Annotated in this window: 26 protein-coding genes; 15 read left to right on the top strand and 11 right to left on the bottom strand. The window is 40.3% G+C overall.

Annotated elements, in window-relative coordinates; genetic code table 11:
* Positions 1–253 precede the first annotated feature (253 nt).
* Entirely contained in the window at positions 254–595 is a 342-nt protein-coding gene (locus BM386_RS03570) for an L-rhamnose mutarotase (protein WP_091691663.1), read from the top strand.
* Positions 596–662: 67 nt separating this feature from the next.
* Positions 663–1,232, top strand: a complete 570-nt coding sequence (locus BM386_RS03565; RefSeq protein ID WP_091691662.1) for a DinB family protein — start codon at positions 663–665, stop codon at positions 1,230–1,232.
* A 62-nt stretch (positions 1,233–1,294) separates the two neighbouring features.
* Here the strand turns inward: BM386_RS03565 and BM386_RS03560 are convergent, their stop codons facing one another.
* The 9 genes from BM386_RS03560 to BM386_RS03520 form a co-directional block, all read right to left on the bottom strand.
* Entirely contained in the window at positions 1,295–2,680 is a 1,386-nt protein-coding gene (locus BM386_RS03560; RefSeq protein WP_091691661.1) for an arginine decarboxylase, read from the bottom strand.
* Between the two features lie 130 nt (positions 2,681–2,810).
* Positions 2,811–3,233, bottom strand: coding sequence for a hypothetical protein (locus tag BM386_RS03555; protein ID WP_091691660.1), 423 nt, complete (start codon positions 3,231–3,233; stop codon positions 2,811–2,813).
* Positions 3,234–3,357: 124 nt separating this feature from the next.
* Positions 3,358–4,506, bottom strand: coding sequence for a methionine aminotransferase (locus BM386_RS03550; protein ID WP_091691659.1), 1,149 nt, complete (start codon positions 4,504–4,506; stop codon positions 3,358–3,360).
* A gap of 312 nt (positions 4,507–4,818) precedes the next feature.
* Positions 4,819–6,336 (bottom strand): FMN-binding glutamate synthase family protein, encoded by a 1,518-nt coding sequence (locus BM386_RS03545; protein ID WP_091691658.1) that lies wholly within the window; start codon positions 6,334–6,336, stop codon positions 4,819–4,821.
* 49 nt (positions 6,337–6,385) lie between these two features.
* Entirely contained in the window at positions 6,386–7,351 is a 966-nt protein-coding gene (locus BM386_RS03540) for a YheT family hydrolase (RefSeq protein ID WP_091691657.1), read from the bottom strand.
* A gap of 141 nt (positions 7,352–7,492) precedes the next feature.
* Positions 7,493–7,843 carry a hypothetical protein gene (locus tag BM386_RS03535; protein WP_091691656.1) on the bottom strand — a complete coding sequence of 117 codons (351 nt, stop codon included), beginning with the start codon at positions 7,841–7,843 and terminating at the stop codon, positions 7,493–7,495.
* Positions 7,844–7,848: 5 nt separating this feature from the next.
* On the bottom strand, positions 7,849–9,054 hold the full coding sequence (locus BM386_RS03530; RefSeq protein ID WP_091691655.1) for a BaiN/RdsA family NAD(P)/FAD-dependent oxidoreductase: 1,206 nt from the start codon (positions 9,052–9,054) through the stop codon (positions 7,849–7,851).
* Between the two features lie 37 nt (positions 9,055–9,091).
* Entirely contained in the window at positions 9,092–10,624 is a 1,533-nt protein-coding gene (locus tag BM386_RS03525) for a helicase HerA-like domain-containing protein (protein WP_091691654.1), read from the bottom strand.
* A 90-nt stretch (positions 10,625–10,714) separates the two neighbouring features.
* Positions 10,715–11,122 carry a DUF4332 domain-containing protein gene (locus tag BM386_RS03520; RefSeq protein ID WP_091691653.1) on the bottom strand — a complete coding sequence of 136 codons (408 nt, stop codon included), beginning with the start codon at positions 11,120–11,122 and terminating at the stop codon, positions 10,715–10,717.
* A gap of 377 nt (positions 11,123–11,499) precedes the next feature.
* Here BM386_RS03520 and BM386_RS03515 point away from each other — a divergent pair, with 377 nt between their 5' ends.
* Positions 11,500–12,222 (top strand): molecular chaperone DnaJ, encoded by a 723-nt coding sequence (locus tag BM386_RS03515; protein WP_091691950.1) that lies wholly within the window; start codon positions 11,500–11,502, stop codon positions 12,220–12,222.
* Positions 12,223–12,399: 177 nt separating this feature from the next.
* Here the strand turns inward: BM386_RS03515 and BM386_RS03510 are convergent, their stop codons facing one another.
* On the bottom strand, positions 12,400–13,002 hold the full coding sequence (locus BM386_RS03510) for a tetratricopeptide repeat protein (protein ID WP_091691652.1): 603 nt from the start codon (positions 13,000–13,002) through the stop codon (positions 12,400–12,402).
* A gap of 10 nt (positions 13,003–13,012) precedes the next feature.
* Positions 13,013–13,828: a 2,3,4,5-tetrahydropyridine-2,6-dicarboxylate N-succinyltransferase gene (locus tag BM386_RS03505; RefSeq protein ID WP_091691651.1), complete on the bottom strand. Its 816-nt coding sequence runs from the start codon at positions 13,826–13,828 to the stop codon at positions 13,013–13,015.
* 21 nt (positions 13,829–13,849) lie between these two features.
* On the opposite strand from BM386_RS03505, the gene BM386_RS03500 reads away from it, so the two are divergent.
* The 12 genes from BM386_RS03500 to BM386_RS03445 all read left to right on the top strand — a co-directional run bounded on the left by BM386_RS03500 (position 13,850) and on the right by BM386_RS03445 (position 25,508).
* Entirely contained in the window at positions 13,850–14,971 is a 1,122-nt protein-coding gene (locus BM386_RS03500; protein ID WP_091691650.1) for a glycosyltransferase family protein, read from the top strand.
* A gap of 314 nt (positions 14,972–15,285) precedes the next feature.
* On the top strand, positions 15,286–15,948 hold the full coding sequence (locus tag BM386_RS03495; protein ID WP_091691649.1) for a metal-dependent transcriptional regulator: 663 nt from the start codon (positions 15,286–15,288) through the stop codon (positions 15,946–15,948).
* Complete coding sequence (locus BM386_RS03490) at positions 15,945–16,859, top strand: metal ABC transporter solute-binding protein, Zn/Mn family (RefSeq protein ID WP_091691648.1); 915 nt, start codon at positions 15,945–15,947, stop codon at positions 16,857–16,859. The genes BM386_RS03495 and BM386_RS03490 overlap by 4 nt, the downstream gene beginning before the upstream one ends.
* On the top strand, positions 16,856–17,644 hold the full coding sequence (locus tag BM386_RS03485) for a metal ABC transporter ATP-binding protein (RefSeq protein ID WP_091691647.1): 789 nt from the start codon (positions 16,856–16,858) through the stop codon (positions 17,642–17,644). Before BM386_RS03490 ends, BM386_RS03485 begins: the two co-directional genes overlap by 4 nt.
* A gap of 1 nt (position 17,645) precedes the next feature.
* Positions 17,646–18,938 carry a metal ABC transporter permease gene (locus BM386_RS03480; RefSeq protein WP_091691646.1) on the top strand — a complete coding sequence of 431 codons (1,293 nt, stop codon included), beginning with the start codon at positions 17,646–17,648 and terminating at the stop codon, positions 18,936–18,938.
* Positions 18,928–19,824 carry a metal ABC transporter permease gene (locus BM386_RS03475; protein WP_091691645.1) on the top strand — a complete coding sequence of 299 codons (897 nt, stop codon included), beginning with the start codon at positions 18,928–18,930 and terminating at the stop codon, positions 19,822–19,824. The genes BM386_RS03480 and BM386_RS03475 overlap by 11 nt, the downstream gene beginning before the upstream one ends.
* Before the next feature lie 11 nt (positions 19,825–19,835).
* Positions 19,836–20,288, top strand: coding sequence for a thioredoxin family protein (locus tag BM386_RS03470; protein ID WP_091691644.1), 453 nt, complete (start codon positions 19,836–19,838; stop codon positions 20,286–20,288).
* Complete coding sequence (gene mnmE, locus BM386_RS03465; protein ID WP_091691643.1) at positions 20,285–21,667, top strand: tRNA uridine-5-carboxymethylaminomethyl(34) synthesis GTPase MnmE; 1,383 nt, start codon at positions 20,285–20,287, stop codon at positions 21,665–21,667. Before BM386_RS03470 ends, mnmE begins: the two co-directional genes overlap by 4 nt.
* Positions 21,668–21,836: 169 nt before the next feature.
* Positions 21,837–22,979, top strand: a complete 1,143-nt coding sequence (locus BM386_RS03460; protein WP_091691642.1) for a site-specific integrase — start codon at positions 21,837–21,839, stop codon at positions 22,977–22,979.
* Between the two features lie 2 nt (positions 22,980–22,981).
* Positions 22,982–23,824, top strand: a complete 843-nt coding sequence (locus BM386_RS03455; RefSeq protein WP_091691641.1) for a hypothetical protein — start codon at positions 22,982–22,984, stop codon at positions 23,822–23,824.
* A 96-nt stretch (positions 23,825–23,920) separates the two neighbouring features.
* Positions 23,921–24,199, top strand: a complete 279-nt coding sequence (locus tag BM386_RS03450) for a helix-turn-helix transcriptional regulator (RefSeq protein ID WP_091691640.1) — start codon at positions 23,921–23,923, stop codon at positions 24,197–24,199.
* A 106-nt stretch (positions 24,200–24,305) separates the two neighbouring features.
* On the top strand, positions 24,306–25,508 hold the full coding sequence (locus BM386_RS03445; protein ID WP_091691639.1) for a VapE domain-containing protein: 1,203 nt from the start codon (positions 24,306–24,308) through the stop codon (positions 25,506–25,508).
* Positions 25,509–25,567: the final 59 nt, after the last annotated feature.

Below are 25,567 nucleotides of genomic sequence, written 5' to 3'. Positions count from 1 at the left end.
TGAGATTTGAGATTTGAGATTTGAGATTTGAGATTTGAGATTTGAGATTTTGGAACCTCCATCTACAACTAGTTAAGTTGTATCACTTAATTCAAAGAACATTTGATCTAAATCCCCCTTGTCCCCTTTCGATAAGTCTGTGGTTTCTAAACAAAACAAAAAATTAAGGGGGAGTTTTCCAATTCTTGATTCTCGGCTCTTGACTCTAATATCTTTTGTCTTATGTCTAATGTCTTAAATCTAAATCATAAAAATGAAACGTTTCGCACTTACACTTGACCTCATCGATGATGAGGAATCCATCAAAGAATATGAACAACATCATGCTCCTGGAGCAGCATGGCCGGAAGTGACACAGCATGATATAGATGCAGGAATTCTGAATCTTGAGATTTTCCGGATTGGCAACCGCATGTTTATGCTTTTGGAAACTGTGGATGAATTTGATTTTGAAACAAAAGCCAAATTCGATGCTTCAAACCCTAAAATCGCCGAATGGGAAGCTTTTATGTGGAAATATCAGCAGCCTATCCCATGGGCTAAACCTGGAGAAAAATGGGTTCTTATGGATAGAATCTTCAAGTCAGGAGAGTAATTAACAACTATTGACTAGTTGGTTTCTCTTTAAATAGCGATTTTCAGGCTCACAAACTTTTACAAAAATGAAAAACCAACTTAAACTCTCACTCATTTTTAGTCTGCTTATAGTAAGCACTACATTTACTTTTGGTCAGGCTACCATTTCCCCAGCCAAAGGATTCGACCATGACATTGGAAATATGGTTTCTATGCTTGAGAACCTTCGGGCCAGAATTATCAGAAGCGTAGAAGGGCTAAATCAGGAGCAAACAGATTTTTTGCTTGATGAAAAAGCAAATAGAATTGGCGCAATGATCATGCACTTGGCGGCAACTGAAGTTTATTATCAAGCTTACACTTTCGAAGATCGCGAAATGAATGAGGAGGAAAAAGCTAAATGGGGTGTAGCATTAAGCTTAGGGGACGAAGCTCGGGAAGAATTTACAGGAAAACCTATCTCTAATTACCTCGATGAATGGACTAAGGTGCGAGTGAAAACGCAAGAATTACTGAAAGAAAAGGATGATAAGTGGTTTTCAAAGAAAACCAAAGGTGGACAAATGAACAACCAATTTGCATGGTTTCATGTGATGGAGCATCAAGCCAACCATATGGGACAAATCAATATGCTTAGAAGTAGATTGCCAAAGTAGTACAAATATCAATCCTTGAAACAAAAGCGGCTCCTTCAGATTGAGAGAGCCGTTTTTGTGTTTTAGTATCCAAGAGTCTTTAACATGCTCTCTTCAGATTGGTCTTCTGCAAAGAGCCGATGAGTGACATTTCCATCTTCGTCTCTGTCTATCAGCACATGCTTGGGTGCAGGTATCAAACAATGCTGAATTCCGCCGTAGCCACCGAGTGATTCCTGATAAGCCCCGGTGTGGAAGAAGCCTAAATACTGCACTTTCTTCTCAGGTTTAGGAAGGTAAATATTGTACTGGTGAGCCTCCGAATTGTAATAATCCATACTGTCACAAGTCAAACCTCCAAGGTTGATGTTATGATATTCAGCATCCCAATTGTTCACTGCGAGCATGATATATTTTTGGTTAAGACCCCAGCTATCAGGTAGTTGAGTGATAAATGATCCATCGATCATATACCAAAGCTCCTTGTCGTTTTGAAGCTTTTCTTCCAAAACAGAATAAAGCACCGCTCCACTTTCTCCTACGGTGTAGCTACCAAATTCAGTAAAAATATTAGGCTCCTCTGTGTTGTTTTTGCCACACATCCACTTGATATTCTTCACGATTTGCTCCGCCATGTATTGGTAATCGTAATCGAAAAAGACGTTTGTCTTGATCGGCCATCCCCCGCCAATATCCATAGAGTCCAAGGTTGGTGAGATCTTTTTCAAATCCACATATTTCTGGATAAATCGAGTCAATTCAGACCAATAGTATGCCGTATCTCTGATACCGGAATTGATAAAGAAATGCAGCATTTTCAAGCTTACATTCGGATTATCCTTGATTTTATCTTCGTAAAGCTTGATGATATCATTATATCTCACTCCCAATCTAGAGGTGTAAAAACCAAACTTTGGCTCCTCATCCGCAGCAATTCTAATTCCCACTTGGAAAGGCACCTTGACATGCTCCAGGTAATAATCAATCTCCGTCAGATTATCCAAAACCGGCACACAGTTCACAAAACCGTCATTCAATAACTCTGTGATATACTGCTTATAAAGTTCGCGTTTGAAACCGTTACATACGATAAAGGTATTCTTAGTGATCTTGCCCTGAGCATACAGACTTCGCACCAGTGGAATGTCAAAAGTCGAGGAAGTCTCGATATGAATGTCATTTTTCAGCGCTTCATTCAGCACAAAACTGAAATGGGACGACTTGGTACAGTAGCAGTACGTATATTTTCCCTTATAGTCATGCTGCTCCATCGCATTCTTAAAATACGTCTTTGCATTCTGAATACTCTCGGAGATTTTGGGCAAATAAGAAAGTTTGAGCGGAGTGCCATAGGTTTCTATGATCTCCATCATATTCACTCCATTGAAATGCAGTTCATTGTTTTCCACTTTGAATTCCTTCGTGGGAAAATCAAATGTCTGTTCAATAAGATCTTTGTACGTGTTCATCAGCAAAAATAATTGGTGTTAAAAGCCCTGCAAAAATTGCTTTTTCTTAGGGGAATTCAAATGAAAAAGGGACAAATCCCTTCGGACTGTCCCAATATTAGTTAATAGTAATGATTTGTTAATTTCTCTCTCAATCCATCATTGCATTCTGAAGCAAAAATTGCTCAGACCTGAACTGGTTTCTATTGATTATTACCTCTTTGAGTACTTTCTTGAATTTCACTTCTTTTTGAAGCAGCAAAATCAGTTCGGAAAAAAATTTTGAAACCTCAGCTTGGCTGGATTCAGGATAATAAAAGTAAGCCGCTCTTTCTGCTGACGTAAACCTCAAATTCAAACTTTTCGGTTTCCCAGCTTCACTCAGCCCTTTGAAAAGTGGATAAAGCACTTCACTATTCTCCTCAAATTTGCACATACCCTGCATCACCATACCGGATTTCTGATTGAAAATCTTAATGATTTCCTGCTGATTAACTAAAATCTTAGAAAAGCCAGTTGCTAAGCCAACACCCTGCTCGAAGAATGATAACTGTCTCTTTGGTAATGCGCTCATAGTTGTGCGTTTTAAATTGATAATAGTTCAAATGTAGGATGGAAAATGCTATATTCCTATATTCCCTATAATATTTATAGGGTTGTAAAACACACTATATTTTAACTCATTATTTATCAATCACTTAAAATTTAAAATAAATTAATTTATCGAGTGCAGAGGCTAGATCTAGGTCATTTTTTGCGAAGCAAAATCGTAGAATCTTGTGATCTTTCTTGTCAGAGAAAAACACCGAAATAGGAATGCTTGCCACTCCTATTTCCTTGGTCAACCGCACAGCCAAGTCATAATCAGATTCATCGGAAAGATGCCCATAAGAAACCATTTGGAAAAAACTACCCTGAGCAGGAGTGAATTCAAAAGGTGTTTCCTTCAATCCCTCACAGAACAAATCCCTTTTCTTTTGATAAAAGTCTGGAAGTTCAAAATATAGTGAAGGTTCGGAAAGATACTCAGCCAAAGCATACTGCATAGGTGTGGCTGTACTAAAAGTCAAAAACTGATGAACTTTCCTGAATTCTGCTGTGAGTTGTGGTGGTGCCAAACAATACCCAATCTTCCAGCCTGTAACATGAAAAGTCTTGCCAAAGGAACAGCAAACAAAGGTTCTAGACCTCAAAAGCGAATGTGTCAAAAGCGACAAATGCTTCCTTCCATCAAAGGTGATATGCTCATACACCTCATCAGAGATTACCAAAATATCTTTATCCTGGATCAAATCAGCCAGAGAGGCCAAATCTTCCTTTGTCCAAACATACCCACTCGGATTGTGTGGCGTATTCACCATGATTAAGCGAGTCTTAGCTGTGATAGCAGATTTCACCCGCTCCCAATTCACTGAGAAGTCCGGCATTTCTAGTGGTACATACACCGGAATTCCTCCATTCAATTCCACCGCTGGCGCGTAACTATCATAAGCCGGATCAAAGAGAATCACTTCATCACCAAGCTTCACAACTGCCGTCACAGCAGCATATAGAGCCTCAGTCGCTCCAGAAACCACCGTTACTTCATTTTCTGAATCTAAGTCAATACCGTGAATAAACTTTGTTTTTCCGACAATCCGCTCACGCAAAATAGGCACACCACTCATGGGAGCATATTGATTATGTCCAGCATTCATGTATTGAGTAACCAAGTCTAATAATGCTGGATCACAATCAAATCCCGGAAAACCTTGAGACAGATTTATAGCTCCACAATCACTTGCCAACTTGGACATTACTGTAAAAATCGTAGTCCCAACGTTGGGTAGTTTAGATGAAATAGGCATAGTTCAAAACTATTGAATTTGAGGGAAAATCTCTTAAGCAGTCTGCAATTCCCGCAGATCAACGAAGAAAAACACCGCAGATCGACGCGGATTTTGTATAAGTGAATTTCAATAAACTATATAGTCTGACTCTTTGGTTCTCATGACTTGCCCTATTATAATGCAGTCTTCAGACTGCTGGGTTATGATTATTTTTTTAGAGCAGTCTGAAGACTGCAATTTCTACAGCACAAGTCAGGTAGACTTGCGCCAAACTGGTTTTGGATCCCCAATTTACTTAAAACTGCGCCTCTGCGCCTTTGCGGGATAACCTTAAACCTGAGTATTCACCGAATCTGGAAGATACCTATTTGCCAGCTTGATCATCTCATCACCTTTCACCAAGTCACTGGCGCTCAATTGCGAGGTATGGGTATGTCCAGAAGCACCAAGCAGTTCTTGTACAGCATGAATGGTGTTTTTATGAAAATTATAGACGCGTTCAGATTTATCAGTTATCACCAGGCCTTTTACTAAACTTGCCCTTTGCGTAGCCACTCCGGTGGGACAGTCGTTGGTATTGCATCTAAGTGCCTGAATACAGCCCACACTAAACATAAAGCCACGGGCGGAATTGCATAAATCTGCTCCAAAGGCGATGTTTTTCAATATCGCAAAAGCAGAAATAGCTTTACCCGAGGCAATAATTTTAATATGGTTCCTGATCTGAAATTTCTCCAAAGTCATTCTCACAAAAATAAGTGCAGGCTCCAGTGGTAATCCTACACTATCGGAGAATTCCAAGGGAGCAGCACCCGTGCCACCCTCTGCCCCATCTACGGTGATGAAATCCGGATAGGTATGCTTGGCGACCATTTCCTTGCAGATGGCGGTGAATTCCTCCGTTCTACCAATGCAAAGCTTGAAGCCCACAGGTTTTCCACCCGATAATTCCCGAAGTTTAGCAACAAACTCAATCAGCTCAATAGGATTTGAAAATGCGCTATGGGCTGGTGGAGAAAGTATGGTTGTTCCCGCTTTCACGCCACGTATTTCAGCTATTTCTTCAGTGTTTTTTACTCCCGGCAATACGCCACCATGGCCAGGTTTGGCTCCCTGAGAGATCTTGATTTCTATCATTTTGACCTCCGGCCAATTCGCTTTCTCAGCAAATTTCTCCTCACTAAAATTCCCATGCTCGTCACGACAACCGAAGTATCCAGTTCCGATTTGCCAAACTAAATCTGCTCCCTGACGGTGATAAGAAGAAATACCACCTTCGCCCGTATTATGATAAAATCCGCCTTTTTTTGCGCCTAAGTTTAAAGCGGTAATCGCATTGGAACTCAAAGAGCCAAAGCTCATCGCTGAGATATTAAATATGGAAGCGGAATAAGGCTGTTTACAACTTTCATTTCCGATCATCACGCGTGCATCTTCATCATTGGTATGCACGGCGTAAATCGAGTGCCTTAGCGCCATGTAATCTTCTCCGTTGATATCTCTCTGTGTACCAAAGGGATGGGTGTCATTTACATTTTTGGCTCTACGATAAACCAAGGAGCGCAAATTTCTACTAAAAGGTCTTCCGTCTGTGTTTGTCTCAATAAAATACTGCTGGATTTCAGGACTTATTTTCTCTAACAAATACCTGAAATGTCCTACCACAGGGAAGTTTCGCAAGATCGCATGTGTCTTCTGTGTGATATCATATATCCCTATAAACAGGAGTACAACTAAAATACCCAGAATAAAATACCCGAATTTGAACTGGACAAATTGGAAATACCACATTAGAAAAAATGTAAGTAAGGCTAGCAGTACCAAGCTGCCGAAAAAGAGTTTTCTCATTTCGAATTCTTTTGATGGTTCAGGAGACAATATAGCAAAAGACCGAAGTCTAAGCCTGATCTAAAAGGAATTCTTGAACTCTATGTTCTGCCCAAGTAAACTCCTGGCCACCTACCACAAAACCAGTGTGTCCCCCTCTTTTTGGCATCTCTAGCGTCAGTAGTTCCGTCTTTTCTGCCAAGGCAATCGGATAGCATTCGGGGCCTAAAAGCGGATCATTCAAGGCATTTAACACAAGTGTTGGGATTTGTATAAAAGGCATCCAGTTATCTGCGCTGACGGATTTATAAAAATCCTGTGCATCTTTAAAACCATGGAGTTTGGCAGTGAAAAGTGTATCGAAAGAATCAAAATCTGTGACTTTTTCCAATAACTCCAAATCTATCAAATCAGGAAACTGCACTGCCTTTGCCCTAATTTTTAACTTTAGTTTTCCCAAAAATCTATTTTTATAGAAAGCATTTCCACGCACCTTTAGTGTATTGGCACTGGAAAGTAAATTACAGGGCGTAGAATAGACTGCTGCTTTCTTAATTTCAACAGGTAAATCACTCCCCTTTTCTCCCAAGTACTTTAGGGTCTGGGCTCCTCCCATGCTAATTCCCGTAAGAAAAATCTCATCATAACTATGGGATTTCAGCACATGGGAAATTGTACAATCCAAATCATAACTGGCTCCATGATGATACAAGATTGGTTTTAAATTGATCTCGCCACCACATGAACGATTATTCCAAACAAGGACATCTATCTCTCTGTAGTTAAACAACTTAACCATACCTCTAACATAATGGCGCTCCGAGTCTCCTTCCAACCCATGAGAGATAATCAGCAGTCTGGAACTACCCACCTTTGCCCAGTCTAAGTTCAAAAAATCCCCATCTGGCGTATCAATTTTTTCCCTGACGTAGTGAACATCCGATACTTTTCTGAAAAGACTGGGAATGATGGTTTCCAGGTGTCCATTGAAAAGATAGGCCGGCGGACCACTGTAAGTTGATTTGATAATACTCATTAGACTTCAAAAATAGGAAGCTTTACAGGAAGTTCACGTTCGCTTAAAATAGAAAAAGAATTAACGAGGTATTTTTACAGCGTTAATTCTTCATAGGGTAAATTAAATTCAAAAGCGGAGCGACAGGTGTCAGCTCCTTTTTTATTGGATCAACTCAAAAACTCGCTTGATTGCCTCTTCGACTTTACACAATAGACTTTCATAATGTGTAGAGAATGCAACTCCATCAAACCCCTCATTTTCAATTATATCCTTGCCTTTTTGTAGCTCATCAGTGATTTGAAATAACTCAAACATAATCAAAGTTGGCTTCAATTTGTGGCGAATTTGTTGGAGTTTAACTTCATTTTTTTCCAAAGAACCTTGAGCATAAACTTCTTTTAGCTCTACCAGTCCTTTATGGATGGCAAATGTTAATTCTTTTTCGAACTCTTTGTCACCATCAGCCATATCAAAGATAAGCTGATTGAGTTCCGGGTAAATTTGTTCCATATGGATTAGTTGGATAAGGCTGTGCCAGCAAGAAATCCTGTGGACCAGGCAGCTTGAAAATTAAAGCCACCGGTAATTCCATCAATATTCAGGACTTCCCCGGCAAAGTAAAGGTTAGGGTGATATTTACTTTCCAAGGTTTCCGGGTTCACTTCATTTAGGGCAATTCCCCCGGCAGTTACAAATTCTTCTTTGAAGGTGGTTTTTCCTTCGACTTTCAAAGTATAGCAAAATAAATTCTGTACCAACTTATTGATTTGCTTTTTCGATAGTGTACCATATAATTGTGCATTTTCTATACCTGCCAGTCGTGTGAGGTGTTCCCAAAGTCTGGCTGGAATCTGAAAAAGCGAATTGCTTTCTACCTTGCGGTTGGGATGCGCAAGTGCGTAGCTTTTGATATGGGAATTAAACTGATCCTCGCCATACGCTCCATTCCAATTGATCAAGGCAGTGGCTACATAGTTCTGATCTTTAAGCCATTGCGCACCAAATGCAGATAATTTCAAAACTGCTGGACCACTTACTCCCCAATGTGTCACTAGAATCGGTCCACGGTAAGTCAATTTAGTACCTTCTATTTTGACGATTCCATCAGTCACCGAAAGCCCCATCAACTCACGGATAGATTCCTTTGGCGTATTGAAAGTAAAAAGTGAAGGAATAGGATCTAAAACACTGTGGTTTAGATTTTTGAGAAAGGAATAACTATCCAGTTTTGGATGACCACCAGTGGCTATTATTAGCTTGTCAATCACAAATAAGCCTGCCTCTGTCTCAAGTTTGTATTGAGTACCCTGAGGATGGATTGACTTTACACCGCAAGATTTTCTAATGGTAATATTGAGCTTTTGCGCTTCTTTTAGAAGAACATCAATAATAGTTTGTGAGGAATCCGAGACAGGAAACATCCTTCCGTCGGCTTCTAACTTTAGTTTCACTCCTCTACTTTCAAACCAGTGGATGGTGTCCTCAGATTTGAACTTGGAAAAGACTTTTTTAAGAAATTTCTCACCGCGTGGATAATTCTTGACCAATTTGGAAATTTCCATCGGTCGATGTGTGACATTACATCTTCCACCTCCTGAGATTTTTACTTTGGATAAAAGCTTGGGCGATTTTTCGAAAATAGTCACCTTTCTCCCCGGTCCACTAGCATAGATTGCAGCAAAAAAACCGGCTGCTCCACCTCCTATTATTCCAATTTCCAAAATCTATAGTTTGTTGAAAAACAATATTTTATAATTCTTACCTTTTTCTAGTAAATGAACCCAAAATTCCTCGGGTCAACTCCCTGAAGATCGTTCTACCCAGTTGGCGAACCATAGTGTTCTTACTCAGTTCTTCAAAGAGAGATTCGTCCTGAGTAGTCCTGCGGCTTGTAGTTGCTTTAGGCCCGGGTATCTCAGCTTTTTTCTGAATTTCCTCCAGTTCATTCATTTTCTTTTCCAGGATTTCAAACGCGCTCTTGCTATCCAACTCCTGATTGTATTTATAAACCAAAGCAGAATTCTCTACCACACGATCTATTTCCGCTTCATCCAGAATATCCATTCGGGTGATTGGCGCTCTTACGAGCGTATGAGCCAGCGGAGTGGGGATTCCCTTTTCATTCAGCGCTGTGATCAATGCTTCTCCTATCCCCATGGAGGTCAATACTTCTGAGGTATTGTAATAAGGTGACTCAGGGTAATTTTCTGCCGTTTTGGTAATTGCCTTTCGATCTTTTGCGGTGAAGGCTCTCAGCGCATGCTGCACCTTCAATCCCAATTGTCCCAAAATACTATCAGGCACATCTGTGGGAGTTTGTGTACAAAAATACACTCCAACACCTTTGGATCTGATCAATTTCACAATGGCTTCAATTTTCTCCAATAGATCGTTGGAAGCATTAGAAAACACCAAATGTGCTTCATCTATAAACAAACAAAGCTTAGGTTGATCAGCATCACCCTGCTCTGGAAAAGTCTCATAAATCTCTGATAAAAGACTTAGCATAAACGTAGAAAAAAGTTTTGGCCTGCTTTGAATATCAGTCAATCTGATCACTGAGATTACTCCTTTGCCATCTTTGGTCCTTAGAAAATCTTCCACTTCAAAGGATTTTTCGCCAAAAAATCGTTCTGCGCCTTGCTGTTCCATCTCAATGATTTTACGCATGATCGTATTCACAGAAGCTGAAGAAACCTGGCCATATTCCTTTTGAATAGCTTCTTTACCTTCATTGGTAATGAATTGAAGCACACGCTTGAGGTCTTTCAGATCCACTAGAGGAAGATGATTTACATCACAATAGCGGAAAATAAGAGAAATCACTCCTTGCTGCGTATCGTTTAATTCAAGTATCTGAGCGATTAGAACAGGGCCAAATTCTGATACCGTAGCCTTTAACCTGACTCCTTTTTCGTCAGAAATAGACATGAGTTCGATCGGCAAGCCCATCGGTTCATAGTCAACTCCAATTACCTCAGATCTATTTTTAATAAAATCATTGGCAGTACCGGGCTGTGCAAGACCAGAGAGATCCCCTTTCAAATCCATCAATACAGAAGGAACCCCTTTCAGGGCAAGTTGCTCCGCGATCACCTGGAGGGTTTTGGTCTTACCTGTACCCGTTGCACCAGCAATCAAACCGTGTCTGTTCATGGTTTTCAGGGCAATTTTTACCTGCGCCCCAGTCACGGGTACTCCATCTAAAATACCTGTACCGAGGATAATTGAATCTTTTTTATAGTTCTGACCATCGGTCAAGTGAGTGATAAACTCTGCTGTTTTACTCATGTTCAAAGGAATTAAAAAACCAAACTACAAAAAAAACCTTGATGCCTAGGGCAAAAAGGTTTTTTCAATACTAAGCGTAATATAGGACGATTAATAAGTCACCACAGGCTCGAGATCTTTCGCCTGCTCAATAAAGTCAGCGACTTTAGAAGCAGCAGGAACTACTCTCGTCAAGCCTTTCTCTTCTTGAGTTTTCACCAATGCGGCGTGCAGATTTTCTGCATTTCTAGTTCTCAATTCTTTAACTGTATCCACTCCTGCAGCTTTTAGTAACTCTGCAAACTGACTTGCAATGCCATTAACCCTAAAAAGGTCAGCCATATTTACCCAAACCAAGATTTTACTCTCTTCTAAACCAGAAGCATCAGCGATAGCTTTTCTTCCCGCTTTCGTAGCTCCTTTTTCCAAAAGCCCTTCTACGGTCGTTACTCCAGCAGCGCTAAGTTTCTCTTTCATGACAGGACCGATACTCTCGATCATTGTGATTGGTTTTCCCATTTTTCTAAAATTTAAGGTTAAAGTTTTTGACTAAAAATCCATTGAAACTCTAAGAATAGTTTGTGGAGCTTCTAGTTGAATTCTCACTAAAATAAAGACAATTTTTAACTTCCAAAATCCATTTGGCAGATTATAGAGAGATTTGCCCTTTTGGAAACATTAACTTTACCTTTTAGAAACTTCTATCTTTATTGCTTCTTTAGAAAAATAATATGTATATCCGCTTTTCTGCCAGTAAGGAGACAAAAGCAGCATAGTATAAGTTAAACTTAAGAATTGAGGTTACTTCGGTCTTCGGTCATCGGTCTTCTGGCCGGTTGAGCAGAGAAATATTGGTTACTGGCATCATTCCGTATAATCATAAAAATAATATTCCTGTGAGCTTTAAATTACACCGTCCGCTATTCCTGCTTAGTTTTATTTTAGCCTTTAGCCATATTTCGCTTGCGCAAATTGGTATCAACCTTGGACAGACCGACCAATGGATGAAAGGCGCCAAAGCGGCAATTGAAAGAAGTGATTATGAAACAGCAAATTCAATTTTTAGAAATCTAATAGACTCCGGCCAGCAACTTCCTGAGGAGATGCCCTATCTATTCGCTGAGACATTATTTCAGCTCAAGCAATACGATAATTCATCCAACTTCCTTAATAAGTATCTAGAGCTGACAGGATTCAAGGGAGACCACTACGAAGGAGCTCAGGAATTGCAACAGAAGTTACAAGCACCCTTAAAGGAAATTCAAGAATGTCAGCTTTGTGATCGCAGGGGGTATAGATTCAAGACTTGTTTCACCTGCGAAGGAAAGCGCCAAATCGAACAGGATTGTAACTATTGCAAGGCTAAAGGTGTAGTAGGATGTAGTAAATGCAGCGGCTCAGGCATGATTACAAAAATGAATATCTTTAAAATTGTGGAGTACTTCGAGTGTGAACGATGCGCTGGAAAAGGGAGACTTACCTGTCCGGTGTGTGAAGGAAGCCTGAAGGAGGTTAGCTCCTGTAAGACCTGTAATGGAAGTGGAAAATTGAGCTCTGAAGATCTCTGTGATCATGAAGAGCACGAGCATATAGAAGTGAAAACTGAAGCTACACGTTAGAATCTAGTCGAGGGGTTCAGAGTAACCAGTCGCAGTATTTATTCACAGTTTTCAGAATTATCACTCGCAGCTTTCAACATAAGAAATCATCTTAACACAAAATGTTCCTTTGGTATGTCACCAAGTTTTTCCAATTAAAAATGAGTCAAAAAAAACCGGCCTAAGCCGGTTTTAAGTTTATTTGCAATATTTCTCGAAAGCTTCTTCTGCTCCTGGATACTCCAAGGCTTTTGCGAGTTGAAAGTCTTCGCATGAAGCCCCAACATTTTTCATCGCTACTTTTAAGAGGCCCCGGTTGAAATAAGCCTGCCCAAATTCCTTATCTACTGCAATTGCATTTCCATAAGCTTTCAACGCTTCCTCAGGCTTGCCAAGTTGATGCAAAGCACGAGCCTTCATAAAGGAGGCCATAGCCGGTGCACCAGAGATTTCTGCTGCCTGATCAGAATAAAGAAGAGCATTAGTATAGTTTTTCTCGTTGTAATGAACATTGGCAAGGCTTAGTAATACCTGAAAATTATTTGGTTCTACTTCGAGTGCCTTTTCAAAGTCAGCTTTTGCTTCTTCAAAATTGCCCTGCTCCTCATTTGCTCTGCCTCTATTATAAAGCATGCGAACATCGTTTGGATTGTATTTTAAATCTTCAGAATATTCGTTCGCCGCTTTTTCGTATTCTCCTTTATTGAAATATACATCCCCGGAACTTGTCTGTTTCTCTGAACAAGACCAAATGGATACCGAAATAAAAAGGGCTAATATAGCTCGAGTACTAGTTTTCATTTTTGTTGGTTTAGACTGCTACACTGTTATCTCTGAGCGCATCGTTAAGAGATGTTTTGAGATCTGTGGAGGCTTTTCTTTGACCTATGATCAAAGCGCAAGGAACTTGGAATGTACCTGCAGGAAAGGTTTTTGCAATGGAGCCTGGAATCACTACAGAACGCTCGGGCACATATCCCTTGTATTCTTTGGGCTCTGATCCAGTCACATCTATGATTTTGGAACTAGCTGTTAACGTAACTCCCGCACCGATTACGGCTTCCTTACCGATTCGCACACCTTCTACAATGATAGCTCTGGAACCTATAAATGCTCCATCTTCAATGATCACGGGTGCTGCCTGAATTGGTTCCAATACGCCTCCTATCCCTACTCCACCACTTAAATGAACGTTTTTACCGATCTGCGCACAAGATCCTACAGTAGCCCAAGTGTCAACCATCGTGCCACCCTCCACATACGCGCCGATATTAACATAACTTGGCATCATCACCACTCCTGAAGCCAAATACGCTCCGTAGCGAGCCACAGCGTGAGGAACTACACGTACACCTTTCTCAGCGTAGTTAGTTTTTAGCGCCATTTTATCATGGAATTCAAAAGGCCCAACCTCGATGGTTTCCATCTTTTGGATAGGAAAATATAGAATAACTGCTTTTTTCACCCAATCATTAACCTTCCAGTTGCCGTCTTCAGTAGGCTCAGCTACACGCAAAGTCCCTGCATCCAAGTCAGCAATTACGGCTCTAATGGCTTGTTGTGTAGTTTCTTCTTTTAATAATTCCCGGTTGTCCCAGGCCTTCTCTATGATAGTTTTCAGTTCCATTATTTTGGTTAGTTTCGTTTAATGAGTGATAAATCAGCTTCCCTAATACCTGTCTTAATTGCGTCAAGCCTTAAGCCCGCCAAAGATACAAGAGCATGGGGAAAACTTGGTCTTTCCTTGCGAGAAACAGGCCTGTACCGCCTGAATTTTATGGGATTTTCACAATTACCCCTAGAAAATTGCAAAGATGAAAAGTATTATACCTCAGTTTCCAGCACTCACTCAACCTGGGGAAGATTATTCTCACAGGTAAATTTTGTAAAAGCCCTACTGAAAGTCCGTCCAAAAATCCTGATTTGCTGCACCTATGAATTCTTACCTGCCGCCTCATTTTTCAAAAGAATAGTAGGCTATAAATTAGTCTATGATGTGCAGGAAAATTATATCAAAAACCTGGAGCTAAACCCTAACTTAAATTCCGGGAAAAGAACGAAAGCTGCCCAAATAATCAGCCGAATGGAAAGTGTAAATGGAGTTGACTTATATCTTCTTGCTGAGAAATGCTATGCAGATGAGATGCCTGAAAAGTCTCCATTTTTGATCTTGGAAAATAAATACGCTGGAGAAATCAAGACTAATTCTTCATTCAAAATCCAGCCAAAAGAGAGTTACTGTTTTTTAATTTCAGGTACGCTTACTCCTGCTTTTGGCACGCTCGAAGCTATCTATTGGTTCAAGGAAATCTTGAAAGAATTTCCGAATTCTACGCTCAAAATCATCGGTCATTGTACCCTCCCAAGTTTCAAAATTGAACTGGAAAAAGCCTGCAAAAACACTCCGCAGATAACACTCAAATCCTCTGATTTTCCTGTTCCTCATGAGGAGATTATTGCGGAATATTCATCGGTAGATTTTGCCCTTTTACCTTATCAAAATAGAGAAGCCATCAAGGATAAAATGCCAACAAAACTTTTTGAATCTGCTGCTCTGGGAGTGCCTGTTTTGATAGGAGGAAATCCAAAATGGCTTGAGTTTCTAACTCCATTTTCAGGAGGATTTCCAATAGATTTTTTCGACTTAGAGAACGCAACTATCCAATTTCAAGCAGCCCTAAAACAGGAGTTCTTCAGCCAAATTCCTGATGATACAATCCTATGGAAATCTCACCATGAAGATTTCATTAGCGCAATAGCTTCCCTTTAAGTTCTAAACAGCATGTGGATTACTATCCACACTTATCCACCTACACCCTATTTTCTACACTCATTTCCGCGAAATGGAAACTGGGATAATTTTGTATTTTCAGAGAAAAAGTCAACAAGCAGAATCTTACAATTAACTTAATATCAAATATTTATTACATTATTCAATATTGACTAATCTTATTTTTAGACAAGACTAAAACCCTAAACACATTTGAAAATGGGTTATCCACAGACAATTTAGCCGCTATTGAATATATTTTTAGCTATATCTAAATTAATTTTTATATTTGTCTCAGTACAAATTGGAATACCATGACCTTAACTACTGCTGAGGAGAATTACCTGAAAGCGATCTATCACCTATCGGACGGAGGAACTAAAAGTGTATCCACTAATGATGTGGCTGCAGAGATGAAGACGAAGCCTGCTTCTGTCTCCGACATGCTGAGAAAGTTGGGTGACAAGGAGGTGATCGAATACCGAAAATATTACGGAGTAAACATCACAGAAGAAGGTAAAAAAAGGGCACTCACTACTATCCGAAAACACCGACTCTGGGAAGTGTTTTTGGTAGACAAATTACAGTTCGCCTGGGACGAAGTTCATGAGGTAGCAGAGGAGCTGGAGCACATCCAATCTCCCCTCCTAATTCAGCGCTTGGACTCCTACCTGAACTTCCCAAAATTCGACCCCCACGGTGATCCAATTCCCGATGAATATGGTGATGTGAGAGCTAGACCAAGATTGGCTTTGAACGAAATGGACATTGACCAGTCAGGTCAAATCGTAGCAGTAAAAGACAGCTCGGCAGCCTTCCTAAAATACCTCGACAAAGTTGGCGCATACATAGGAGCACGAATCAAAATATTGGACAAAGTGGAGTTTGACGGATCAATGGAAATTCTCGTCGATCAGAAAAAAACACTCTTTATGTCCAAGGATGTCGCAGCTAATATTCTGGCAATTCAATCATGAGAAAGCTCCTTTACCTAGTACCGTTTCTCCTACTTTCTTTTGCCTGCAAATTTGAAAACAAGGAAGAAAGATTGAAGCCAAAAATCGTGGCGACCACCAGTATTCTCGCTGACGGAATCAGAAACATCGTAGGCGATAAAGCAGAAGTAGTCGCACTGATGCCGGCGGGTGTAGATCCTCATCTATACAAGGCTTCCGTCCGCGATCTTGATCTTCTTCAGGAAGCTGATCTTGTCATCTATCACGGACTTTTTCTTGAAGGTAAAATGACTGAGATTTTTGAGAAGTTGGCGTTTAGTCAAAACCTGATCAATGTATCCGAAGAAATTCCGCAAGATCTTTTATTGAGATCCGGACCTGAGGCGCACTCCGTTGATCCGCACATCTGGTTTGATGTATCACTTTGGTCCAAAGCTTTGGCGCACGCCTCAGAAGAACTGATCATATGGAAGCCAGACTGGAAAACTTCAATCACCACAAATACCGAGTCCTATCTCAGTGAACTGGCAGCTTTGCATCAAGATAATCTCGCTAAGGTCGCTGAGCTTCGCAAAGCCAATCAGTCCCTGATCACTGCGCATGATGCCTTCTCCTATTTTGGTAAAGCTTATAATTTGGAAGTTCTGGGATTACAAGGACTATCTACACTGAGCGAGCCTGGACTTAGAGATTTGACTGGTTTGGTGAGCTTCATCGTAGAGCGAAATATCCATGCAGTTTTTGCGGAGCAAACCATTTCCCCAAAAGCAATAGAAGCTGTGGTCGCAGGATGTGCGAACCAAAACCATGAGATAAAATTAGCAGGACCACTTTATACCGATAGCCTCGGTGCTGCTGACTCCTCTGCCGGAACTTATATAGGAATGGTAAAAACGAATGTTCAAGTAATTTTTGAAAGCCTAACGAAATGATCATAAACGTAGATTCTCCCATTTTAGAAATACATGACCTCACCGTCAGCTACGATCAAAGTCCCGTTTTATGGAATGTGGATTTAAGTTTACCGTCTGGAAAGCTGATTGGAATACTGGGCCCAAACGGTGCTGGAAAGTCAACTTTAATCAAGGCCATCATGGGTTTGATTCCAACGTCAGGAGGTTATGTCAAGCTTTTTGACCGGGAGTTAAATGACGTCCGAAGCCGTATAAGCTATGTTCCTCAGAGAGAATCTGTGGATTGGAATTTCCCAGCTTCTGTTTTGGATGTGGTGATGATGGGTACGTATGGCAAGCTTGGCCTTTTCAAGAGACCTGGGAAAAAGGAAAAGAAAATCGCCATGGATTGTCTGGAGAAGGTCGGGATGCAATCTTTTGTAGATCGTCAAATCTCAGAGCTTTCCGGCGGTCAGCAACAGCGGGTATTTATCGCCAGAGCTTTGGCTCAGGAAGCTGACCTGTATTTGATGGACGAACCTTTTGCCGGAGTGGATATGGCTACAGAAACTGCAATCTTCCAACTTTTGAAAGAAATGACCGCTGCAGGAAAGACGGTCATCGTAGTACATCACGACATACATTCGGCCATGAATTACTTTGACTGGATCATCATGCTAAATCTTCACCTGGTCGCATCGGGACCAAAAAAGGATGTGGTAACCGAAGAACTTTTGAGAAAAACTTATGGTGGAAAACTCAATCTTCTCACCAAGGTCACTGACATCATCAGACAAAAAGACTTTAATCCTTTGAAAAATTGATATGAGTGACTTTGTCTATTTCTTCACATTTCAGGATGCTTCCATTGCCTTTGTGGTAATCGGAATTACGCTTTTGGGCATAGGCTCAGCGTATGTGGGAACATATAGTTTTCTAGACAAAAAGGCCTTGCTTGGCGATGCTATTTCCCATGCAGTACTTCCTGGGATTTGTTTGGGATTTATGCTGGCTGGAGAAAAGAATCCCCTTTACATCGTGACTGGCGCATTTCTTTCCGGTGCCCTGGCTACTTTTCTTACCTCTTGGCTAAAAAGCAAAACCCAGCTGAGTGACGACGCAATCATCGCTTCCATCCTATCCATCTTCTTTGGATTCGGTGTGGTGCTACTCACGGTCATCCAAAAATCCGGAAATCCGGAAATGGCAGGACTAAACCAGTTTATCTTCGGAAATGCCATCGCGATTCTGGAAGAAGACCTTTATATCTATGGCGGGTTGGCGGTGCTGATCATTATTACCCTCACCGTATTCCGGAAGGAATTCAGCATGCTCGTTTTCAATGCTGACTTTGGCAAATCAATCGGCTACCCGATGGGAACAATACGTCTCATCTTTAATGTACTGATGATTTTGGCAGTAGTAATAGGAATTCAAGCCATCGGAGTAGTGTTGATGGCAGCATTACTGATTACTCCGGGAGCTGCAGCCAGATTTTGGACGGATAGACTCGGCAAACTTCTTCTGATCGCCGGAGCATTTTCGGCAGTGTCCGGCGTAATTGGCACCTACATTTCCTTTGTAATTCCCCAGATGCCTACAGGCCCATGGGTTGTGGTTTGCCTTTCCATGTTTGCATTGATTTCCTTTCTATTTGCCCCAAAGAAAGGTGTGCTTGCCCGATACATTGCCAGAAGACATTACCTCAAAAAAACACACCAAGATCACTTATTGAAGTTGATTTACCATGGTATTGAAAGCGGGAAGCAGAACTTCCCTATAGAAGAAATCTATCAGTCTTTTCCCTACAGAAAGAGAGAAACGAAGCATACTATTGATGAATTAATCAAAACCGATCTACTTACTATAAATCAGGGCTTTATAGACTTCACATCTAAAGGAAAATCTGAAGCTAAACGAATAGTAAGACTTCATAGACTTTGGGAACTTTACCTCAATGAGTACATGAATATTGCCCCAGATCACGTGCATGATTCAGCAGAAAAGCTGGAACACATTCTTACCCCTGAACTCGAGGCACTACTTGAGAACAGACTAAATTATCCTAAACTCGATCCTCACCAGGAGACTATCCCCCGCGACAACGATGAGCTTTGACCAAAACGCATTTCTGATCATTTTCACCGCCAGCTTGATCTCGATTTCCTGTGGATTGCTTGGGGTGTTTATGATGCTTCGCAAAATGTCCATGACTGGAGATGCCATCTCACATGCAGTTCTTCCGGGAATTGTCATTGGTTTCTTTGTATCAGGCAGCCAACGAGGACTGGAAGTAGTTATAGGAGCTGGTATTCTTGGGATCCTGGCTACTCTATTGATAGACTGGCTGAAGAATAAGGCTAAAGTTCAACTGGACGCGTCTATCGGGATTACCTTTACCCTACTTTTCGCCATCGGAATTATCTTGATAAATATGCTGGCATACAAGGTCGATTTGGATCAGGAATGTGTGCTTTATGGAGAGATTGCTTACTTACCAATTGACCTTTGGATTACAGATGCTGGTTTCAGCATGGGCCCTAGAATCACCTATCTTGCAGTTTTGAATTTGGTTTTGGTAAGTGCTTTTATATTCTTGCTATACAAAGAGTTAAAGCTTACTAGTTTTGATGAAAACTTTGGTTTGGTGATAGGTCTTCCAGCGGGTGCAATCAACTTAGCTTTGATGAGTATGGTGTCCTATACCACAGTAAGTAGCTTCGAAGCTGTTGGAGCAATTTTGGTCGTAGCTTTATTAGTGGTCCCTCCTGCCACAGCATTCCTTTGGACCAAAAAATTAACCTCTCTAATTAAACTTACCTGCGGGTTAGGTATTTTTATTGCTTTGGCAGGATATTACGCTGCATATTTGGTGGATAGTTCGATTGCTGGCATGATGGTGGCAGTAGGTGGAATCATCTTTCTGGGAAGTGCAGCAATAAAAGGAATCCGGCCTAATTGGGCATTCGGAACTTCCACACCCGGCAAACCGTTGGAGATTTGAATTCAAGAAGTATGAAGAAGATATTTATAATAGGTTTATTCTTGGTTGTTGCCAACTTTGCGCAAGCACAGGAGAAAATCGAATGGCTGAAATTTGAGGAAGCAGTGGCTGCTACGGAAGCAAACCCAAAGATGCTTTTCGTGGACGTCTATACCGATTGGTGTGGCTGGTGCAAGAAGATGGACAAGGAAACCTTCACTGATCCTGCTGTGATCAAATACATCAATGAAAACTTTTATGCTGTGAAAATGAACGCTGAGGATGATAAGCGCACCTTTGATTTCAAAGGCAAGAAATACTCCGAAGCGAAAATGGCGGCGACTATGCGGGTGCAATCTTATCCTAACTTTGTGATCATAGACCCTACTCTACAGAATATCACCCAATTACCGGGCTACAGAGAACCCATTCCATTTTTAGACGGGCTGGGTCAGATAGTTCACAATGGATTTGGAACAAAATGAGTTTTTCACTTTCTGAGCAAAATGATACCATCATAGCATTGGCAACGCCGCAGGGTGTTGGTGCTATTGCGGTAATCCGTCTTTCCGGTAAAGATGCTATTACGCTTACCAACGATGTCTTTTTTGGGAAAAATCTGGAGAAGCAAGATTCTCATACCATCCATTTCGGCACTATACGGGATGGTGAAAAGATCATAGACGAGGTGCTGGTTTCTCTTTTCATTGCTCCCAAATCATTTACCAAGGAAAACGTGGTGGAAATATCCACTCACGGATCTTCCTATATCATCAATCAAGTTCTCAAACTATTTATCCGCAAAGGAGCGCGTCCAGCCAAGCCAGGTGAATTCACTCAGCGTGCATTCCTGAACGGGCAGTTCGATTTGGCGCAAGCTGAGGCCGTGGCAGATCTGATTCATGCAGATTCTGAAACTTCACATCAGGCCGCACTCAGCCAAATGCGTGGTGGATTCAGCTCTGAAATCCAAGAACTTAGGTCTCGCCTGATTCATTTTGCTTCAATGATAGAACTGGAATTGGATTTCGGCGAGGAAGATGTGGAATTTGCCAGTAGAGGTGAATTGCGCACTTTAGTAGAGCGTTTACTTCGGGTGGTGGAAGAATTGATATTAAGTTTTGATCTGGGAAATGTGATCAAAAATGGAGTACCTACGGTGATAGCAGGAAAACCCAACGCAGGCAAGTCCACCCTACTCAATGCCCTACTTAATGAGGAAAAAGCTATAGTCTCTGAGATTGCCGGAACGACTAGAGATTTTATTGAGGATGAAATCAACATCGGAGGCGTGATTTTCCGCTTTATAGATACCGCAGGTTTACGGGAAACAACTGATACAATCGAAGCTATTGGAGTCAGCAGAACTCAGGAGAAAATGAAATCTGCTTCCTTGATTTTGTACCTCTTTGATTTGGGTGATACGGACTTGGTGGAAATCAATCGGGATGTGAATAAACTGGAAAACCAAGGTGTTCCATTCCTAAAAGTGGCAAATAAAGTAGATAAGGGTAATACGGAGTTAATCAGTGAGTTAAAAGAAAAACATCCTGATACTATTTTTATCTCTGCAGGGAAAAAAGAAAATCTGGAAGACCTGAAAGCAAGAATTCTTGTGCTGGTAAATCTGGATAAATTCCGTACCGGAAATACGGTTGTAACAAACGTCCGCCATTACGATTCCCTAGTCAAAACCCGTGAGTCCTTATTGGATATTCTCGGTGGTTTAGACAACCAAGTAACCAATGACTTTGTAGCAATGGATATCCGCCGGTCTCTTCACTTCCTTGGTGAGATCACGGGGGAAATCACCACAGATGACCTTTTGGAGAATATATTTAGGAATTTTTGTATCGGGAAATAAATCCATTTTTCTTTAGTATCCTTTAGTTTACTTTCTGCTCAATTTCAACATATTAGCACTTATTTGCTTGACTTTATCTTCTTTCATCTATACTTTAGTTCCAACCTTAGTACAACTTCAATTCCAAAGGTTGTACAACTGTACAACCAAGGTGGTAAACTAAAGCATCATGAAAATTTCTTTGAAACAGAAGAAACTGAAAAACGGTAACTTGAGTCTATACCTCGAGTATTACAAAGGATCTACCACCAATGAACATGGTAAGCGTATCCACTTGAGGGATTTTGAGTTTCTGAATATTTACTTGGAAAATGAACCCAAGTCTGCTGTTGAGAAAAAAGAGAATAAAGAAAAGCTTCAGCTGGCTGAAAACATCCTGGCCATTCGGCAAACTGAACATATTCAGGGAAAGTTTGACATCAAAAATCTCAGCAAGTCCAAAAGACCTTTTTTGGATTTCTATAAAGAGAAGATGGAAGAGAAATCCCATTCAGAAAAAAACTATGGAGTTTGGACTTCAGCCTATGTTCATTTAAAGGATTGCATAAGTCCAAATTTTCTTTTTGATGAAGTTGACGACCATTTTTTGAAAAGGATTAGAAAGCATTTCGACGAAGTGGCTAGAACGAAAAGCAACCTCCCACTCTCTTTGAATTCTAAATATTCTTATTTCAATAAATTCAAGGCATGCTTGAGAAGTGCATTTAACGAAGGCTATTTGAATATCAATTATGCCGAAAGGGCTAAATCGTTTGAACAAGCAGAAAGCCAACGAGAATATCTGACCTTTTCGGAACTTCAAAATTTAATTGACACCCCCTGCAAATACGAGGTCTTGAAAAAAGCCTTTATTTTTTCATGCTTGACTGGCCTAAGATGGTCTGACATTAACTCATTAATCTGGTCAGAAGTCAGAGATGAAGATGATGATATTTTCCGGGTCAACTTCCGGCAGCAAAAAACGGATGGAGTCGAATATTTGTACATTTCAAAGCAGGCAAGAGATTTACTAGGGGAAAGGCACTCTCCTCGTGACAGAGTTTTTATTGGTCTGAAATATAGTGCAGTGTACAATAATGAAATTGTCCGATGGTGCAACCGAGCCGGGGTATTCAAGCATATTACTTTTCACAGTGCCAGGCATACCAATGCTGTCTTACTTCTTGAGAATGGTGCAGATCTATATACCGTCCAAAAAAGACTCGGACATAAGGAAATTCGAACCACATCTATTTATGCAAAGGTGGTTGACAAAAAAATGAAAGAATCTGCCAATCTAATCCCTAAGCTTCATTTGGATTTGAAACTTTAAACATGGAAAAATCAAACACCAAAATTTTTACTTCTACTTTATTAATATTGTTGCCAGTCATTTTTTACACCAGCATCACCCTATATCTCAATTTCACTCTTTTTGTTTGGGTAACAGGAATCAGTATGGTTCTAATCCACTTGTTTTATATCTGGAAGCTAATTAAAAGATATTCAATATGGTATACCGATTACATGTTTGATGAAAAGATGGTCGGATTTCGGAAAAAGGTAGAAAAGCCCAGAATATTTTTCTACTCCATTTTCTGGCCATTGATGTGCCTAAGTACTTACGTTGTTTGCGTTTTAAGTCCAACAGGAACACTTTGGAAAGATGTTTTGCTTTTTGCACCATTCGTTTTCCTTTTCATTGTAGGGCTTTTGATTTTAGATTTAACCTGGAAGAAAAGATTTGAAAATCGGTACATACCGTTAGTAAAGAATACTTTAAATAAAAGCCAAAAGAAATTTAGAACACATTACACATCAGAGCAGTTAGAAAAAATTTTTGATGGATTGTTGGAATATGGGTTCATTGAGTATATGGACCTCGAAAAACAAAAATCCCATAAAGAGCAATTTGTTGTTTTTTTTGGGAAGGGTACAACTCCATCTTCCCCACTATTTGATTTAAATTTTCCAGTGATTGATGCGGTTTACTTTTTTGATGAACTAAACAATAAGATTGATGGGCTTTCCTATCCTAAATTGGCAAAAATTTTTCTAATAAATGGGAAAGCCATAAAACCAGGATCTCTTCGAAGCTCAAAAAGCATTTCAAAAAACTCCAGAAGCAAATCTGAAATTGAATATCAAATAGACGGTATTTTTTCAAAAATTCATTAACGAAAACCGCTAAAACATTGACAATAGTTAATTTTCATTGTCCTTTGAGCCCTCCTTTATTCTCCTTTGCTGGACAACATCAAATAAAATACAGCAATGGAAAACGAACAAATCCTACTCAAACTCAATCGTATTGAGAAATTCATGTTTGGACTTAAGGACATTTTAAATCCTGAGGAACTTAGTGAGTACACAGGTTTCAAAGTATCATACATCTACAAACTAGTTAGCCAATCCAAAATCCCCTACTCCAAGCCAAATAATGGTGCACTTTTCTTCGATCGCAAAAAGATTGATGATTGGCTACTTCAAAATCCCAGTAAGTCAGAAGCTGAATTAAGAAAACAAGCTTTAGAATACACTAGAAAAAAATAAAGCGAACTCTTTCGAATTCGCCTTTAATAATGTGGAAATGGTATCTCCGTCTGACAGCGTAAAGATACTGGTTCTGCATTCATTTTCAAACTCTTAGTGCAGCATCATGAAAAACAAAAATCCTTTCAAACGATTGGATGAAGATTCCAATTCCCCAATGGTAAAGATGATCCGATACTTGGTCAGCAAATATGATTTTATCAACAACGTAGTAGTCTATGAAGTTTTTGCGAGCGAAAAAGGAAAAGAAAACTACCTACGTGTCAATCCTCATACCTTGTTGATCGAGGCAAAATCTGCAGGTCATAACACCTCCCTAGCTGATATCAATTCTTTCCTATGCAGTGATTTTATCCCAAAGGTTAATCCATTGGAGATCTATTTTGAAAAATACAAACACCTTTGGAACCAGAAAGAGGATGGTGATTATATCGACCAATTTGCCGGCTATATCAACGTTCTGGATCCTTTAAGATTCAAAATCCAATTCAAAAAGTGGCTCGTCAGGTGTGTCGCCTGTAGTCTTGATGATCAATTCTTCAATAAGCAAGCATTGATTTTTGTCCAGGACAAACAAAATAGTGGAAAATCAACCCTTACTAGATTCCTTACCCCTCCTGATCTTTCTGAATACCAGATTGAAAATATCTCAGTTGATAAGGATAGTCTGATTGCAATCATTCAAAACTTTCTAATCATCCAAGATGAATTGTCAACGCTAAACAAGCAGGAAATCAATTCCCAGAAAAGCCTAATGAGTAGATCCTATATCAAAGCCCGACACCCCTATGATAGAAAACCAACCATGGAACCACGGAGAGCATCAATCATCGGTTCTACCAACAAAGCTGAATTCCTAACTGATGATACAGGAAGTGTCCGTTGGCTATGCTTCAACCTCATAGGGATCAATTGGGACTACAAAAAAGAAATAGACATTAATCGGGTTTGGTCACAAGCATACCATCTCTTTAATAGTGATTTTGAATACAATATGACTGCCGAAGAAATCTTGGAAAACGAACAGGCAAATGCCCAATTCAGCACCATCACCATGGAGTTTGAGCTGATCCAAAAACACTTTGAGCCTGGAATTAAGGAGGATGAATTTTTGACCTCGTCAGATATCATCCATTATCTAAACAAAGCAGAGGGATCTCTTTTCAAAATCAGCCGGGAGGAAATCGGTAAAGCCCTAAAAAGACTCGGATTTGAGCGGATTGCCAAAAGAGGCTATGGCGACAAATCTTATCCTGTCAAAGGCTATTATATAAAAACCGCTAATCCACTTACTACCTTACTACAATGAATATATAGTATTGATAAACTGATAGTTACCTGTAGTAAGGTTATATCAAACAAGGTTAC

Origin of the sequence: Algoriphagus locisalis (genome assembly GCF_900116615.1) — a bacterium.
GTDB lineage: Bacteria > Bacteroidota > Bacteroidia > Cytophagales > Cyclobacteriaceae > Algoriphagus > Algoriphagus locisalis.
Note: the sequence above shows the minus strand (reverse complement) of the source record. Positions and strands in the feature narration are given on the sequence as shown.

Bases quoted from the DNA above. Each gene is read 5' to 3' on its own strand.
- BM386_RS03570 (WP_091691663.1), top strand. From the start codon at position 254: ATGAAACGTTTCGCACTTACACTTGACCTCATCGATGATGAGGAATCC.
- BM386_RS03565 (WP_091691662.1), top strand. From the start codon at position 663: ATGAAAAACCAACTTAAACTCTCACTCATTTTTAGTCTGCTTATAGTA.
- BM386_RS03560 (WP_091691661.1), bottom strand. From the start codon at position 2,680: ATGAACACGTACAAAGATCTTATTGAACAGACATTTGATTTTCCCACG.
- BM386_RS03555 (WP_091691660.1), bottom strand. From the start codon at position 3,233: ATGAGCGCATTACCAAAGAGACAGTTATCATTCTTCGAGCAGGGTGTT.
- BM386_RS03550 (WP_091691659.1), bottom strand. From the start codon at position 4,506: ATGCCTATTTCATCTAAACTACCCAACGTTGGGACTACGATTTTTACA.
- BM386_RS03545 (WP_091691658.1), bottom strand. From the start codon at position 6,336: ATGAGAAAACTCTTTTTCGGCAGCTTGGTACTGCTAGCCTTACTTACA.
- BM386_RS03540 (WP_091691657.1), bottom strand. From the start codon at position 7,351: ATGAGTATTATCAAATCAACTTACAGTGGTCCGCCGGCCTATCTTTTC.
- BM386_RS03535 (WP_091691656.1), bottom strand. From the start codon at position 7,843: ATGGAACAAATTTACCCGGAACTCAATCAGCTTATCTTTGATATGGCT.
- BM386_RS03525 (WP_091691654.1), bottom strand. From the start codon at position 10,624: ATGAGTAAAACAGCAGAGTTTATCACTCACTTGACCGATGGTCAGAAC.
- BM386_RS03520 (WP_091691653.1), bottom strand. From the start codon at position 11,122: ATGGGAAAACCAATCACAATGATCGAGAGTATCGGTCCTGTCATGAAA.
- BM386_RS03510 (WP_091691652.1), bottom strand. From the start codon at position 13,002: ATGAAAACTAGTACTCGAGCTATATTAGCCCTTTTTATTTCGGTATCC.
- BM386_RS03505 (WP_091691651.1), bottom strand. From the start codon at position 13,828: ATGGAACTGAAAACTATCATAGAGAAGGCCTGGGACAACCGGGAATTA.
- BM386_RS03500 (WP_091691650.1), top strand. From the start codon at position 13,850: ATGAGTGATAAATCAGCTTCCCTAATACCTGTCTTAATTGCGTCAAGC.
- BM386_RS03495 (WP_091691649.1), top strand. From the start codon at position 15,286: ATGACCTTAACTACTGCTGAGGAGAATTACCTGAAAGCGATCTATCAC.
- BM386_RS03490 (WP_091691648.1), top strand. From the start codon at position 15,945: ATGAGAAAGCTCCTTTACCTAGTACCGTTTCTCCTACTTTCTTTTGCC.
- BM386_RS03485 (WP_091691647.1), top strand. From the start codon at position 16,856: ATGATCATAAACGTAGATTCTCCCATTTTAGAAATACATGACCTCACC.
- BM386_RS03480 (WP_091691646.1), top strand. From the start codon at position 17,646: ATGAGTGACTTTGTCTATTTCTTCACATTTCAGGATGCTTCCATTGCC.
- BM386_RS03475 (WP_091691645.1), top strand. From the start codon at position 18,928: ATGAGCTTTGACCAAAACGCATTTCTGATCATTTTCACCGCCAGCTTG.
- BM386_RS03470 (WP_091691644.1), top strand. From the start codon at position 19,836: ATGAAGAAGATATTTATAATAGGTTTATTCTTGGTTGTTGCCAACTTT.
- mnmE (WP_091691643.1), top strand. From the start codon at position 20,285: ATGAGTTTTTCACTTTCTGAGCAAAATGATACCATCATAGCATTGGCA.
- BM386_RS03460 (WP_091691642.1), top strand. From the start codon at position 21,837: ATGAAAATTTCTTTGAAACAGAAGAAACTGAAAAACGGTAACTTGAGT.
- BM386_RS03455 (WP_091691641.1), top strand. From the start codon at position 22,982: ATGGAAAAATCAAACACCAAAATTTTTACTTCTACTTTATTAATATTG.
- BM386_RS03450 (WP_091691640.1), top strand. From the start codon at position 23,921: ATGGAAAACGAACAAATCCTACTCAAACTCAATCGTATTGAGAAATTC.
- BM386_RS03445 (WP_091691639.1), top strand. From the start codon at position 24,306: ATGAAAAACAAAAATCCTTTCAAACGATTGGATGAAGATTCCAATTCC.